Consider the following 13,953-nt stretch of genomic DNA (forward strand, 5'->3'; position numbering starts at 1 on the left):
TAAAATATTTTTATCACCATACAAAAGGAGAAGCTATGAATCATATCCTATACCAGATCGTAGATGATCTAGCTATTATTACTCTGAATCGTCCTGAAGTGGCAAATGGTTTTCACATCCCAATGTGTGAGGAAATCTTAGAAGCTTTGAACTTGGCAGAGCAGGACCAAGTAGTACAGTATATCTTGATTAACGCAAACGGTAAAGTTTTCTCAGTGGGGGGAGACCTGGTCGAGATGAAGCGAGCGGTGGATGAGGATGATATTCCTTCACTGACAAAAATCGCTGAATTGGTCAATACAATTTCCTATAAGATCAAGCAAATACCCAAACCAGTTTTGATGGAAGTAGATGGAGCCGTTGCAGGAGCTGCAGCCAATATGGCAGTAGCGGTTGATTTTTGTATAGCAACAGACAAGGCCAAGTTCATTCAAGCCTTTGTCGGGGTTGGCTTGGCTCCTGATGCAGGAGGCATTCATCTCCTAAGTCGCAGTATAGGAGTAACACGAGCAGCCCAGCTTGCCATGACAGGAGAAGCCCTGACAGCAGAAAAAGCTCTGGAGTGGGGTGTGGTTTATCGAGTCTGTGAGGCAGATAAGCTAGAAAAAACACGAGATCAGGTTCTAAAAAAACTCAGACGCGGTTCAGCTAATTCCTATGCAGCGATTAAAAAGTTGGTTTGGGAAAGCCAATTTAAGGATTGGCAAAATTATGCTGAATTAGAGTTGAAGTTGCAGGAATCCTTGGCTCAAACCGAAGATTTCAAAGAAGGAGTTCGCGCTCATTCAGAAAGAAGACGACCAAAATTTTCAGGAAAGTAAAAAAATGCTTGCACTATCTTTTGAAGTTTGATATACTTTCTCTATCAAATGTTTTGATTATGAAAGTTTTTTAGAGGGAGGGAAAGGATTTGGATTACCAACAAGTAAATGATTATTTAACATCCATTTTTAATAATGTCCTTGTGATCGAGGAGGTTAGCTTACGAGGTAGTCGATTCAAAGACATCTCCATCAAAGAAATGCACACGATCGATGTGATTGGGAAGTTCCCGGAGGCAACACCAAGCAAGGTTTCAAAGGAACTGATGGTAACTCTTGGAACGGTTACAACGAGCTTGAATAACCTAGAAAGAAAGGGTTATATTGAGCGAATTCGTTCCGAACAGGATCGTCGTGTGGTTTATCTACATTTGACAAAGAAAGGTCGTTTGCTCCACCGCCTTCATAAACGTTTCCACAAGGCCATGGTCGAAAAAATTATCGACGGTATGAGTCCTGAGGAGATGGATGTTATGGGCAAAGGATTGACTAACCTTTACCAATTTTTGGAGGATTTGAAATAATGGCTTTTGCTAAAATAAGCCAGGTTGCTCATTATGTACCAGAGCAAGTGGTCACCAATCAAGACTTGGCTCAAATCATGGATACAAGCGATGAGTGGATTTCAAGTCGTACAGGAATTAAACAGAGACATATTTCAAAAACGGAGTCAACGAGTGATTTGGCGACAGAAGTTGCCAAAAGCTTACTGGCTAAGGCGAGCATAAAAGCTGAGCAGATTGATTTTATCATTGTAGCAACGATCACACCTGACTCAATGATGCCCTCTACAGCAGCGCGAGTTCAGGCCAATATTGGTGCTAACAGAGCCTTTGCTTTTGATCTCACAGCTGCCTGCAGTGGATTTATTTTTGCACTTTCAACTGCTGAGAAGTTTCTGACATCTGGACAGTTCAAAAAAGGGATTGTTATCGGTGCTGAAACCTTGTCCAAGGCGGTTGACTGGTCAGATCGATCGACTGCTGTACTCTTTGGGGACGGTGCTGGTGGAGTTCTCTTGGAAACAAGTGACAACCGCCACTTCCTTGCAGAGAGTATACACAGTGATGGTGCTCGAAGCGAGTGCTTAACTTATGGGCAAACGACCTTGACTTCCCCCTTCTCTAATCAAGAAGCAGTTCCTGCATTTTTGAAGATGGATGGGCGAGCAGTTTTTGATTTTGCGATTCGAGATGTTGCTAGGTCAATCAAGCAGACCATTGACGAAGGTCCAGTAGGGGCATCTGATTTGGACTATCTCTTACTTCATCAGGCAAATATCCGCATTTTGGATAAGATGGCTAAAAAAATCGGTGTAGACCGAGACAAACTTCCAGCCAATATGATGGAGTATGGGAATACCAGTGCGGCTAGCATCCCGATTTTACTATCAGAGTGTGTGGATCAGGGGTTGATCCGTGTAGACGGCAGCCAGACGATTCTTTTATCAGGTTTCGGTGGAGGCTTGACCTGGGGCACGCTCATTCTTACAATCTAGGTAATCATGTGGTGAACACATTGTTATAAATTTTTATATTTTAAAGGAGTCCTATCATGGCAGTATTTGAAAAAGTACAAGAAATTATCGTTGAAGAACTTGGGAAAGATGCATCAGAAGTAACACTTGAATCTACTTTTGATGATTTGGATGCAGATTCTTTGGACTTGTTCCAAGTAATCTCTGAAATTGAAGATGCTTTTGACATCCAAATCGAAGCAGAAGATAACTTGAAAACAGTTGGTGACTTGGTTGCCTACGTTGAAGAGAAAACAAAATAAGAGCGAATAAGATATAGAAGGAGTAGGGGAAACCCACTCCCTCTTGTTTAGGTAATAGTTTGAGACTCAAATAATATACTAATCGAACTATTACGTAAGCAAGGACTGATGGAGGCACTATGAAAACACGTATTACAGAATTATTAAACATTAAATATCCAATTTTCCAAGGAGGGATGGCCTGGGTCGCTGATGGCGACTTGGCCGGAGCTGTTTCTAAAGCTGGCGGTTTAGGGATTATCGGTGGTGGAAATGCACCGAAAGAGGTCGTGAAGGCAAATATTGATAAGATTAAAGCGCTGACTGATAAACCTTTTGGTGTCAACATCATGCTCCTGTCTCCATTTGTAGATGACATTGTCGATCTTGTGATTGAAGAAGGAGTCAAGGTAGTAACAACAGGAGCTGGAAATCCAAGTAAATATATGTCTCGTTTCCACGAGGCAGGTATCACAGTCATCCCTGTTGTTCCAAGTGTTGCTTTGGCAAAACGGATGGAAAAAATCGGTGCGGATGCGGTCATTGCAGAAGGAATGGAAGCTGGTGGACACATCGGTAAGTTGACAACCATGACCTTAGCTCGTCAAGTTGCTGCAGCTGTTTCGATTCCAGTTATTGTTGCTGGAGGAATTGCTGATGGTGAAGGTGCGGCAGCAGCCTTTATGTTAGGCGCGGATGCTATTCAGGTTGGTACACGATTTGTAGTAGCTAAGGAATCAAACGCTCATCCAAACTACAAGGAAAAAATCCTCAAAGCGCGAGATATTGATACAACCATATCAGCTCAGCATTTTGGTCATGCCGTTCGTGCCATTAAAAACCAGTTGACACGTGACTTTGAGCAGGCTGAAAAAGACGCCTTTAAACAAGAAAACCCAGATTTAGAAATCTTTGAGCAAATGGGAGCTGGTGCTCTTGCCAAAGCCGTTGTTCATGGAGATGTAGAAGGCGGTTCTGTCATGGCGGGTCAGATTGCGGGTTTGGTCTCTAAAGAAGAAACCGTCGAAGAAATCCTAAAAGATCTATACTATGGCGCTGCCAAGAAAATTCAAGAAGAAGCCTCTCGTTGGGCAGGAGTTGTAAGAAATGACTAAAACAGCCTTTCTATTTGCCGGTCAAGGTGCTCAATATCTAGGGATGGGCCGAGACCTCTATGACCACTATCCTATCGTCAAGGAAACCATTGATCAAGCCAGTCAGGTTTTGGGTTATGACCTACGTGACTTGATTGATAAGGAAGAAACCAAGCTAAACCAGACTCGTTATACGCAGCCAGCTATTTTAGCGACTTCGGTTTCTATTTACCGACTATTGAAAGAAAAGGGTTATCAGCCGGATATGGTAGCAGGACTGTCCCTCGGGGAATATTCTGCTTTAGTAGCTAGCGGAGCCTTGGACTTTGAAGAGGCAGTTGCCTTGGTTGCCAAGCGTGGGGCTTATATGGAAGAGGCGGCACCTGCAGGCTCTGGAAAGATGGTAGCCGTTCTTAATACTCCAGTTGAGGTGATTGAGGAAGCTTGCAAAACTGCTTCTGAAGTCGGTATAGTCACTCCAGCTAACTACAATACTCCAAGCCAAATCGTCATTGGTGGTGAAGTAGCTGCAGTTGACTGTGCGGTCCAACTCTTGCAGGAAGCAGGAGCCAAACGATTGATCCCCCTAAATGTGTCGGGTCCTTTCCACACAGCCCTTCTAGAGCCAGCTAGCCAACAGCTAGCTGGGGCTCTTGAGGGGATTAGTTTCTCAGACTTTATTTGTCCTCTAGTAGGTAATACTGAAGCTACAATCATGGAAAAAAATCGAATCCAAGAGCTTTTGACGCGTCAGGTGAAGGAACCGGTGCGTTTCTACGAAAGTATCGCAGTCATGCAGGATGCTGGTGTGACCAACTTCATTGAAATTGGTCCAGGAAAAGTCTTGTCAGGCTTTGTCAAAAAGATTGATAAAACAGCTAAGCTAGCCAATGTAGAAGATTTGGCAAGTTTGGATGCTTTGCTAGGAAACTAGTAATCCCTTCTCCCACAAATACAACAGGAAACAGGAGAACAGAATGCAACTAAAAAATAAAAATATCTTTGTTACAGGTTCAAGTCGGGGTATCGGACTTGCTATTGCTCACAAATTTGCTCAACTAGGAGCCAATGTGGTTTTGAATAGTCGTGGAGAAATCTCAGAAGAATTGCTGGCTGAGTTTTCAAACTACGGTGTCAAGGTGGTGCCAATCTCAGGTGATGTTTCAGACTTTGCAGATGCAAAACGCATGGTGGAACAAGCAATCGCAGACCTTGGTTCGGTCGATGTCTTGGTCAACAATGCTGGGATCACTCAAGATATGCTTATGCTCAAGATGACCGAAGAAGACTTTGAAAAAGTGCTTAAGATTAATCTGACAGGTGCCTTTAACATGACCCAAGCTGTCTTGAAACAGATGATTAAGGCGCGTGAAGGTGCGATTATCAACATGTCCAGTGTGGTTGGTCTGATGGGAAATATCGGACAAGCCAACTATGCGGCTTCCAAGGCTGGATTGATTGGGTTTACCAAGTCAGTAGCACGTGAAGTTGCCAATCGCAATGTGCGCGTAAATGCTCTTGCACCAGGAATGATTGAGTCAGATATGACTGCTGTTTTATCTGATAAGGTCAAGGAAGCAACACTAGCGCAAATCCCTATGAAACAGTTTGGCCTGGCGGACCATATCGCGGATGCCACGGTCTTCTTAGCTCAACAAGATTATTTGACTGGACAAGTTCTCGCTGTTGATGGCGGACTTAGCATGTAAAAAAAGAAAGATATAGGTAAGACAGATGAAACTAAATCGAGTTGTAGTAACAGGTTACGGATTGACCTCTCCTATCGGAAATACCCCAGAAGAATTTTGGAACAGTTTGCAAACTGGAAAAATCGGAATTGGAGAAATCACTAAGTTTGATCATAGTGAATTTGCCGTACACAATGCGGCTGAAATTCAAGATTTCCCGTTTGATAAATACTTTGTCAAAAAAGATACCAACCGTTTTGATGATTATTCTTTGTATGCCTTGTATGCAGCGCAAGAGGCAGTGACACATGCCAACCTTGATGTAGAAACGGTTGATAAAGATCGTTTTGGTGTCATCGTTGCTTCCGGTATCGGAGGTATCAAAGAAATCGAAGATCAGGTTATCCGTCTTCATGACAAAGGCCCAAAACGTGTTAAACCAATGACACTTCCAAAAGCCTTGCCAAATATGGCTTCAGGAAATGTTGCGATGCGTTTCGGAGCAAACGGTATCTGTAAATCAATCAATACAGCCTGTGCCTCATCAAACGATGCCATTGGGGATGCCTTCCGTTCTATCAAGTTTGATTTCCAAGATGTCATGTTAGTTGGTGGATCAGAATCATCAATCACTCCTTTTGCCATTGCTGGGTTCCAAGCTTTGACAGCCCTATCAACAACAGAAGATCCAGCTCGTGCTTCTATTCCGTTTGACAAAGACCGTAATGGTTTTGTCATGGGAGAAGGTTCAGGGATGTTGATTCTTGAAAGCCTTGAACACGCTGAAAAACGTGGGGCGACCATCTTGGCTGAAGTAGTTGGTTATGGAAATACCTGTGATGCTTACCATATGACTTCACCTCATCCAGAAGGTCAAGGTGCAATTAAGGCTATGAAACTGGCTTTGGAAGAGGCAGAAATTTCTCCTGAGCAAGTAGCATATGTCAATGCCCACGGAACGTCAACTCCTGCTAATGAAAAAGGAGAAAGTGGTGCTATCGTAGCTGTTTTTGGTAAAGAAGTACCTGTATCTTCAACCAAGTCCTTTACAGGACACTTGCTTGGAGCTGCAGGAGCGGTAGAAGCGATTGCTACCATCGAAGCCATGCGTCATAACTTTGTTCCAATGACAGCTGGAACAAGCGAGTTGTCAGACTATATCGAAGCCAATGTCGTTTATGGACAAGGCTTGGAGCAAGAAATTCCTTATGCTATTTCAAATACATTTGGTTTTGGCGGACACAACGCGGTTCTTGCTTTCAAACGTTGGGAGAATAAATAATTATGAATTTAAATGAGATCAAGGACTTGATGGCTCAATTCGACCAATCAAGTTTGAGAGAATTTTCTTATAAAAACGGACAGGATGAATTGCAGTTCAGCAAGAATGAAGCAAGAATAGTTTCTGAAGCACCAACTCCAGTTCCTTCAGCGCCAGCTGCAGTGCTTGCTAGTCCAGCGGTTTCAGCTCCTTCGACTCCAGTAGAGAGTCCAGTAGCAGAAGCACCAGCACCAGCTGAATCGACTGTTGCCCCAGAGGGAGATGTTGTTGAAAGCCCACTTGTTGGTGTGGCTTACTTGGCTGCTGGACCAGATAAACCTGCCTTTGTGACGGTTGGTGAAAGTGTCAAGAAAGGTCAGACTTTGGTAATCATCGAAGCCATGAAAGTCATGAATGAGATTCCTGCGCCTAAGGATGGCGTGGTAACAGAAATTCTCGTTTCAAATGAAGAAATGGTTGAGTTTGGTAAAGGATTGGTACGTATCAAATGATCGATATTCAAGGAATTAAAGAAGCTCTACCCCATCGCTACCCTATGCTCCTAGTGGATCGTGTCTTGGAAGTGAGCGAAGATACTATTGTTGCCATTAAAAATGTCACGATAAACGAACCTTTCTTTAATGGTCATTTTCCTCAATATCCAGTTATGCCAGGTGTTCTTATCATGGAAGCTTTGGCACAGACTGCGGGTGTCTTGGAATTGTCCAAGCCTGAAAACAAAGGAAAGCTGGTCTTTTACGCTGGCATGGACAAGGTCAAGTTTAAGAAGCAAGTTGTACCAGGTGATCAATTAGTCATGACGGCTACCTTTGTGAAACGTCGTGGTACGATTGCCGTGGTTGAAGCAAAGGCTGAAGTGGATGGCAAGCTTGCAGCGAGTGGTACTCTTACCTTTGCAATTGGAAACTAAGGAGGTTCTCCATGTTTCGTAAAATTTTAATTGCCAATCGTGGTGAGATTGCGGTTCGCATTATTCGAGCTGCGCGTGAATTGGGCATTGCGACCGTAGCAGTTTATTCAACTGCTGATAAGGAAGCTCTTCACACACTCCTAGCGGATGAAGCTATCTGTATCGGACCTGGTAAGGCGACAGAGTCTTATCTTAATATCAATGCAATTTTGTCTGCTGCAGTCTTAACAGAGGCAGAAGCCATCCATCCAGGTTTTGGATTTCTTAGCGAAAACTCCAAGTTTGCCACGATGTGTGATGAAGTGGGGATTAAGTTTATCGGCCCTTCTGGCGCTGTAATGGATACCATGGGAGATAAGATCAATGCGCGTGAGCAAATGATCAAGGCTGGGGTTCCAGTTATCCCAGGATCTGATGGTGAAGTTCACACAGCTGAAGAGGCCCTTGCGGTTGCTGAAAAAATTGGCTATCCAGTCATGCTTAAGGCATCGGCAGGTGGTGGTGGAAAAGGAATTCGTAAGGTTGAAAAGGCAGAAGACTTGGTCGCAGCCTTTGAGACAGCGTCCAGTGAAGCCAAGGCCAACTTTGGAAACGGCGCTATGTATCTTGAGCGTGTGATTTATCCAGCTCGTCATATCGAGGTCCAAATCCTTGCTGACCAAGAGGGACACGTCATCCACCTAGGAGAACGGGATTGTTCTCTTCAACGAAATAACCAAAAGGTCTTAGAAGAAAGCCCATCCATTGCGATTGGCAAAACCCTTCGTAATGAAATTGGTGCTGCAGCCGTTCGTGCAGCAGAGTCTGTAGGCTATGAAAATGCAGGGACGATTGAATTTCTTCTCGATGAAGCGAGTGGTAATTTCTACTTCATGGAAATGAATACTCGTGTGCAAGTTGAACACCCAGTCACAGAGTTTGTTTCAGGTGTTGATATCGTGAAGGAACAGATTCGCATTGCTGCCGGGCAACCTTTACCTTTCAAACAAGAAGATATCGTCCTACGAGGTCATGCTATCGAGTGCCGGATCAATGCAGAAAATCCTGCTTTTAACTTTGCTCCAAGTCCAGGAAAAATCACCAACCTCTACCTTCCAAGTGGAGGAGTTGGATTGCGTGTAGACTCTGCAGTCTATCCAGGTTATACCATTCCTCCATACTATGATAGTATGATTGCCAAAATCATTGTTCATGGGGAGAATCGTTTTGACGCTCTTATGAAGATGCAACGGGCACTTTATGAGCTTGAGATTGAAGGAGTACAAACCAATGCGGATTTCCAGCTGGATCTAATTTCAGACCGTCGGGTTATCGCTGGGGACTACGATACTTCCTTCCTGATGGAAACTTTCTTGCCACATTACCAAGAAAAAGAATAGACTTTCAAAGAGTATGAGAACTAAAAGGGGGATTTATGGCTCTATTTAGTAAAAAGGATAAGTATATTCGGATCAATCCTAATCGATCCGTAAGGCAGGCACCACAAGCCAAGCCGGAGGTGCCTGATGAACTCTTCTCCAAGTGTCCTGGATGTAAGCACACCATTTATCAAAAGGACCTTGGGAGTGAGCGCATTTGTCCCCATTGTAGCTATACTTTCCGTATTTCAGCCCAAGAGCGCTTGGCTCTAACAGTTGATTCTGATAGCTTTGTGGAGATGTTTACAGGAATTGAAACTCAAGATCCCTTGAACTTTCCTGGTTACCAGAAAAAACTGGCTAGCATGCGTGAAAAAACAGGACTGGATGAAGCTGTCCTGACTGGTACAGCTAGCATCAAGGGACAAAAAGTTGCCCTTGGGATCATGGATTCAAACTTTATCATGGCGTCGATGGGAACCGTTGTGGGTGAAAAAATCACGCGCTTGTTTGAATATGCGACAGTTGAAAAGTTGCCAGTTGTACTTTTTACGGCTTCTGGCGGTGCCCGTATGCAAGAAGGGATTATGAGCTTGATGCAGATGGCTAAGATTTCTGCGGCAGTTCAACGCCATTCCAAGGCAGGACTTTTTTACCTGACGATTTTGACGGATCCGACAACAGGAGGAGTTACTGCTTCCTTTGCCATGGAGGGTGACATTATCCTAGCAGAACCCCAGAGTTTGGTTGGTTTTGCAGGGCGTCGTGTTATCGAAAATACAGTTCGTGAGACCTTGCCGGATGACTTCCAAAAGGCAGAGTTCCTGCTTGAACATGGATTTGTGGATGCAATTGTCAAACGTAGAGAACTACCAGATACAATTGCTAAATTAGTGAGATTGCATGGAGGAAGTCGCGGATGAATATTGCAAAAATTGTCAGAGAGGCACGCGAGCAGAGTCGCTTGACAGCCCTTGATTTTGCCAATGGAATCTTCGATGAATTTATCGAATTGCATGGAGACCGTTCTTTCAGAGATGACGGTGCGGTTATTGGCGGGATTGGCTGGTTAGGTGATCAAGCAGTAACAGTCGTCGGTATCCAAAAGGGGAAGAGTCTTCATGACAACCTTAAACGGAACTTTGGACAACCCCATCCAGAAGGTTATCGCAAGGCTCTTCGTTTGATGAAACAGGCAGAAAAATTTGGTCGTCCAGTTGTAACCTTCATCAACACTGCTGGAGCTTACCCAGGTGTTGGAGCCGAGGAACGTGGACAAGGTGAAGCAATTGCTCGAAACCTGATGGAAATGAGTGACCTCAAGGTTCCAATCATCGCGATTATTATCGGTGAAGGAGGGTCTGGAGGTGCATTAGCACTAGCCGTTGCTGACCGTGTCTGGATGCTGGAAAATTCGATCTATGCCGTACTCAGCCCAGAAGGTTTTGCCTCTATCCTTTGGAAGGATGGAAGCCGTGCCATGGAGGCAGCAGAGTTGATGAAAATCACTTCACACGAACTCCTAGAAATGGGTATCGTTGACAAGGTAATCTCAGAAGCAGGGCTTTCCAGTAAGGAACTGCAAGCTCGTGTTAAAAATGAATTGCGTGCAGAGCTTGATCGCTTGCAAGGCTTAGCCTTGGAACAGCTACTCGAAGAACGTTACCAACGCTTTAGAAAATACTAAGAATGACTAAATGAGACTAGCAAGGTCTCATTTTTTATGGAAAAATGCAATTCAGGACGAAAAATTGACAGTTTAGGAGATGGATGGCACACTGGTCAAAAATGATTTATACTAGATATAGAAGTTTGTAATGTTTAAATGATTTTCAAACTCGAAAGGAAATTAGAAATCTAAATTACGGGAAAAAGTTGAATAGAGGAACAAGAAGTTAAGGAAGTTTGTAAAAATGAAAAAACTAGGGCATTTGGGAGTCTTTATCTTACTGGTATTTTTATCGGTTTATCTACCAGAGTTAGGGATTATGCATCTAACTAAGTTTTTAGGATGGGGGATAGATGGCTATTCTATCTTTTTAACAGTTGAAGTAATAGCTCTTTTGCTATTATTTATCTACTGGCTCAAAAAGAAAGAGATGCTCTATATTTTTGAGAAAAAGGGTTCAAAGAAGTCAAGATTCTTTTACCTTGTAGTTGGTCTAGTGGCTACTTATTTTGATCGTCAATTGGTGGATGCTTTTCAGTTACAGTTTCATCACCTAATTGATAACAAGTATATCTTTCAGGACCTTCTTTCGACTCTATACTCCAATGGTCAACCAACTTTTCTATCAACTGTTCTCAGTTTTAATTTAACAGTAGTCGTCGGACCTATATTAGAGGAACTGATTCATAGAGGGTACTTTATGAATACCTTTTTCCCCCAGTCCAAGTACTATCTGGATGTTATCCTATCTGCTCTTATCTTTGGACTTAGTCATTTGATCCTAACTCACCGAGATCCTATCAGTTTGATTATTTATAGTTTAGGCGGTCTCTTCTATGCCCTTGTCTACCGTTGGACAAAGAATCTAAAAATCACCATTCTGTGTCATAGTTTTTTCAACTTTCTCATTTATGCAAAACCCATCTGGATTTTTGTTTCTAATTATGTCTATTATCATTTTTTTAGATAGTGGAGTGCAAAGAAAAAAGTGTTTGATAATTGTCAAACACTTTTTCTAATTTGATAGTAAGATTGAGAGATGCTTTTTTATGTTATTGATAGTCGTACCATTCAGGATGAAAAATTGACTTTTTTAAAAATAGTTGTTAATATAATAAAAGATATTTATGCTATAAAAATAAGTCAACAAAGATTTTTTGGAGTAAGTATGAAAAAACTAGGTCATTTGGGAATCTATACATTACTGGTATTTCTATCAATTTATCTACTAGATCTCAGTAGTCTTTATCTGGCTAAGATGTTTGTCTGGGGTATGGATGGCTATTCTATTATTGTAGCAGTAGAGCAACTAGCTCTTTTAGGACTATTTATCTATTGGCTAAAAAAGAAAAAAATGCTCTATATTTTTGAAAAAAAGGGCTCAAAGAAATCCAGATTCTTTTACCTTGTAGTTAGTTTAGTGGCTGCTTATTTTGTCCGTCAGTTGTTAAGTGCTTTTTACTTACAGTTTAGTCGCTTCATTAATAATCACTATATCTTTGAAGACCTTCTTTCGGTCCTATCCTTCAGTGAGCAATCTACTATTTTAACGACTTGCTTCTCTTTTATCTCAGTTGTCATTTTGGGGCCTATATTGGAGGAACTAGTTCATAGAGGGTACTTTATGAATACCTTTTTCTCCCAGTCCAAGTACTATCTGGATGTCATCTTATCTGCTCTTATTTTTGGGCTCAGTCATTTGGTATTGTCCCATCGTGACCTTATCAGTTTGATGGTTTATAGTTTTTCCGGTCTTTTCTTTGCTTTAGTTTACCGTTGGACAAAAAGTCTAAAAATCACCATTCTGTGCCATAGTTTTATAAACTTTCTCATCCATGCAGACTTCATCTGGTTATTTCTTTCTAATTTAATCTATTATCGTTTTTTTAGATAGTGGAAGGCAAAGAAAAAAGTGTTTGATAATTGTCAAACACTTTTTTTGTTTACTGTTCTTCTGTCACAAACTGGCTGAGCAGTCCATTGATAAAACGGGCAGATTTTTGATCTGAGAAATCCTTTGCAAGCTCGATAGCTTCGTTAACAGCAACCAACTGAGGGGTGTCAAATGAAGTGATTTCAAAGACTCCCAAGCGAAGAAGGTTTCTCTCCACGAGCGTTAAACGCTCGATGGTCCAACCTGCTTTTAAATGCTGTGTGATTTGCTTGTCTAGTTCTTCCTTTTTAGCTTGAACACCAGAAACTAGCTCTGTCAAAAAGGCTGGAAGTTGCACATCAGTATCTTCACGATCATGAGTATAGGCGAAACGACAAGCAGTTTCGACATCCGTACCGAACTCAAGACTCATGAGAGCTTGAAAAGCGCATTTACGGAGTTGGCGTCTAGATTCTAATAGTGGACTAGTCATTGAGGAAGTCCTCGTCAAATAAATCTTTCAATTCTGGTTTTGGTGTTTTATCTGGAACGATACCTGCAACGTGGATATTGATAGCAGTTAGTTCTACATCAGCCATGTTGCGGACAGCATCTTTGACAGCTTTTTGGATAGCAACAGCTACCTTAGGAACTTTTACTCCGTACTCAAGGTAGAGATAGATATCAGCTGTGAGTTCTTCGTTCACGTTTTTAAGATAAACGCCGCGGCCGAGAGAAAGTTTTGAAAGGGTGTCAGATACTGATTTGTTTGAAAAAGAGTGAACACCCTCTACTTTTGCAGTAGCAATAGCAATGATTTTTTCAAGTACACGTGGGGCGATAACGATTTCGCCAAGTTGTTCTTCAATTCCCATAGAATGACCTCTTTCTAGAGATTAGGCACGAGAAACGTAAGTTCCTTCAGCAGTGTTGATAACGAGTTTTTGTCCTGCTTCGATGAAGTCTGGAACGTTTACGACAAGTCCAGTTTCCATCGTTGCTGGTTTACCAGAACCTGTAACAGTAGCACCTTTGATAGATGGTTGAGTTTCTGCAACTGTCAATTCGACAGTAGTAGGAACGGTAACACCAATCACTTCAGTTCCGTAGAATTGGATCTTCACATCAGAGTTTTCAAGGATGTAAAGCAATTCGTTTTCAACATTGACTACAGGAATTTCGTATTGGTCGTAAGTTTCTGTGTTCATGAAGTAGGCTGTGTCATCCATTTTGTACAAGTATTGAGCTGGGACAGTCTCGATGATGGCTTGTTCAAATTTTTCCTCTGGACGGTAGCTTGTGTCAAATGTAGAACCAGTACGGACATCACGCAATTTCATACGCATGATTGTGTTTCCTTTACCTGGTTTGTGGTGGCTAGCTTCCAAAACGCGGATCAATTTTCCGTCAGCTGTTTCAAAGGTCATACCAGCCTTTAATTTACTTGCTTCAATCATGTTTTTACCTCTTTAATAAAATAATTTACTCTTTATTGTACCA

At 42.3% G+C, this 13,953-nt stretch carries 18 protein-coding genes; 15 read left to right on the forward strand and 3 right to left on the reverse strand.

Translation table 11 applies throughout. From position 1 onward, the window contains the following. Positions 1 to 35 precede the first annotated feature (35 nt). The 15 genes from ACVC7S_RS00305 (at position 36) to ACVC7S_RS00375 (ending at position 12,474) form a co-directional block, all read left to right on the forward strand. The gene (locus ACVC7S_RS00305) at positions 36 to 821 is read left to right on the forward strand and encodes an enoyl-CoA hydratase (protein ID WP_447265774.1); all 786 of its coding nucleotides are present in this window, start codon (positions 36 to 38) and stop codon (positions 819 to 821) included. Between the two features lie 89 nt (positions 822 to 910). Further along, entirely contained in the window at positions 911 to 1,345 is a 435-nt protein-coding gene (fabT, locus tag ACVC7S_RS00310) for a fatty acid biosynthesis transcriptional regulator FabT (protein WP_096408218.1), read from the forward strand. Further along, positions 1,345 to 2,319, forward strand: coding sequence for a beta-ketoacyl-ACP synthase III (locus tag ACVC7S_RS00315; RefSeq protein ID WP_447265775.1), 975 nt, complete (start codon positions 1,345 to 1,347; stop codon positions 2,317 to 2,319). The genes fabT and ACVC7S_RS00315 overlap by 1 nt, the downstream gene beginning before the upstream one ends. A 56-nt stretch (positions 2,320 to 2,375) precedes the next feature. Continuing rightward, complete coding sequence (locus ACVC7S_RS00320) at positions 2,376 to 2,600, forward strand: acyl carrier protein (RefSeq protein ID WP_000257839.1); 225 nt, start codon at positions 2,376 to 2,378, stop codon at positions 2,598 to 2,600. A 119-nt stretch (positions 2,601 to 2,719) separates the two neighbouring features. Further along, positions 2,720 to 3,694 carry an enoyl-[acyl-carrier-protein] reductase FabK gene (gene fabK / locus ACVC7S_RS00325; protein ID WP_061408195.1) on the forward strand — a complete coding sequence of 325 codons (975 nt, stop codon included), beginning with the start codon at positions 2,720 to 2,722 and terminating at the stop codon, positions 3,692 to 3,694. Further along, complete coding sequence (gene fabD / locus ACVC7S_RS00330; protein ID WP_447265776.1) at positions 3,687 to 4,607, forward strand: ACP S-malonyltransferase; 921 nt, start codon at positions 3,687 to 3,689, stop codon at positions 4,605 to 4,607. The genes fabK and fabD overlap by 8 nt, the downstream gene beginning before the upstream one ends. 43 nt (positions 4,608 to 4,650) lie before the next feature. Continuing rightward, complete coding sequence (gene fabG, locus ACVC7S_RS00335) at positions 4,651 to 5,382, forward strand: 3-oxoacyl-[acyl-carrier-protein] reductase (protein ID WP_096408208.1); 732 nt, start codon at positions 4,651 to 4,653, stop codon at positions 5,380 to 5,382. Positions 5,383 to 5,407: 25 nt separating this feature from the next. After that, complete coding sequence (gene fabF, locus ACVC7S_RS00340) at positions 5,408 to 6,643, forward strand: beta-ketoacyl-ACP synthase II (RefSeq protein WP_447265777.1); 1,236 nt, start codon at positions 5,408 to 5,410, stop codon at positions 6,641 to 6,643. Between the two features lie 2 nt (positions 6,644 to 6,645). Then, positions 6,646 to 7,134 (forward strand): acetyl-CoA carboxylase biotin carboxyl carrier protein, encoded by a 489-nt coding sequence (gene accB, locus ACVC7S_RS00345; RefSeq protein WP_447265778.1) that lies wholly within the window; start codon positions 6,646 to 6,648, stop codon positions 7,132 to 7,134. Further along, complete coding sequence (gene fabZ, locus ACVC7S_RS00350; RefSeq protein WP_000565515.1) at positions 7,131 to 7,553, forward strand: 3-hydroxyacyl-ACP dehydratase FabZ; 423 nt, start codon at positions 7,131 to 7,133, stop codon at positions 7,551 to 7,553. Before accB ends, fabZ begins: the two co-directional genes overlap by 4 nt. 11 nt (positions 7,554 to 7,564) lie before the next feature. Continuing rightward, positions 7,565 to 8,932: an acetyl-CoA carboxylase biotin carboxylase subunit gene (gene accC, locus ACVC7S_RS00355; RefSeq protein WP_268704498.1), complete on the forward strand. Its 1,368-nt coding sequence runs from the start codon at positions 7,565 to 7,567 to the stop codon at positions 8,930 to 8,932. A 35-nt stretch (positions 8,933 to 8,967) separates the two neighbouring features. Next, positions 8,968 to 9,834 (forward strand): acetyl-CoA carboxylase, carboxyltransferase subunit beta, encoded by an 867-nt coding sequence (gene accD, locus ACVC7S_RS00360; protein ID WP_096408198.1) that lies wholly within the window; start codon positions 8,968 to 8,970, stop codon positions 9,832 to 9,834. Then, complete coding sequence (locus tag ACVC7S_RS00365) at positions 9,831 to 10,598, forward strand: acetyl-CoA carboxylase carboxyl transferase subunit alpha (RefSeq protein WP_084946969.1); 768 nt, start codon at positions 9,831 to 9,833, stop codon at positions 10,596 to 10,598. Before accD ends, ACVC7S_RS00365 begins: the two co-directional genes overlap by 4 nt. A gap of 226 nt (positions 10,599 to 10,824) precedes the next feature. Continuing rightward, complete coding sequence (locus ACVC7S_RS00370; protein WP_447265779.1) at positions 10,825 to 11,550, forward strand: CPBP family intramembrane glutamic endopeptidase; 726 nt, start codon at positions 10,825 to 10,827, stop codon at positions 11,548 to 11,550. 198 nt (positions 11,551 to 11,748) lie between these two features. After that, a complete protein-coding gene (locus tag ACVC7S_RS00375) occupies positions 11,749 to 12,474 on the forward strand; it encodes a CPBP family intramembrane glutamic endopeptidase (protein ID WP_447266038.1) in 726 nt (241 codons plus the stop codon). Between the two features lie 49 nt (positions 12,475 to 12,523). Here ACVC7S_RS00375 and nusB read toward each other — a convergent pair whose 3' ends face one another. From nusB to efp, 3 genes are read right to left on the reverse strand one after another with little or no spacing between them, the layout of a single operon-like run. Further along, positions 12,524 to 12,946, reverse strand: coding sequence for a transcription antitermination factor NusB (gene nusB / locus ACVC7S_RS00380; RefSeq protein ID WP_000203659.1), 423 nt, complete (start codon positions 12,944 to 12,946; stop codon positions 12,524 to 12,526). Then, positions 12,939 to 13,328 (reverse strand): Asp23/Gls24 family envelope stress response protein, encoded by a 390-nt coding sequence (locus ACVC7S_RS00385; protein ID WP_000510587.1) that lies wholly within the window; start codon positions 13,326 to 13,328, stop codon positions 12,939 to 12,941. Before ACVC7S_RS00385 ends, nusB begins: the two co-directional genes overlap by 8 nt. Positions 13,329 to 13,349: 21 nt before the next feature. Then, on the reverse strand, positions 13,350 to 13,910 hold the full coding sequence (gene efp / locus ACVC7S_RS00390) for an elongation factor P (protein ID WP_000568640.1): 561 nt from the start codon (positions 13,908 to 13,910) through the stop codon (positions 13,350 to 13,352). Positions 13,911 to 13,953: the final 43 nt, after the last annotated feature.

Source organism: Streptococcus sp. Z556 (assembly GCF_053010225.1).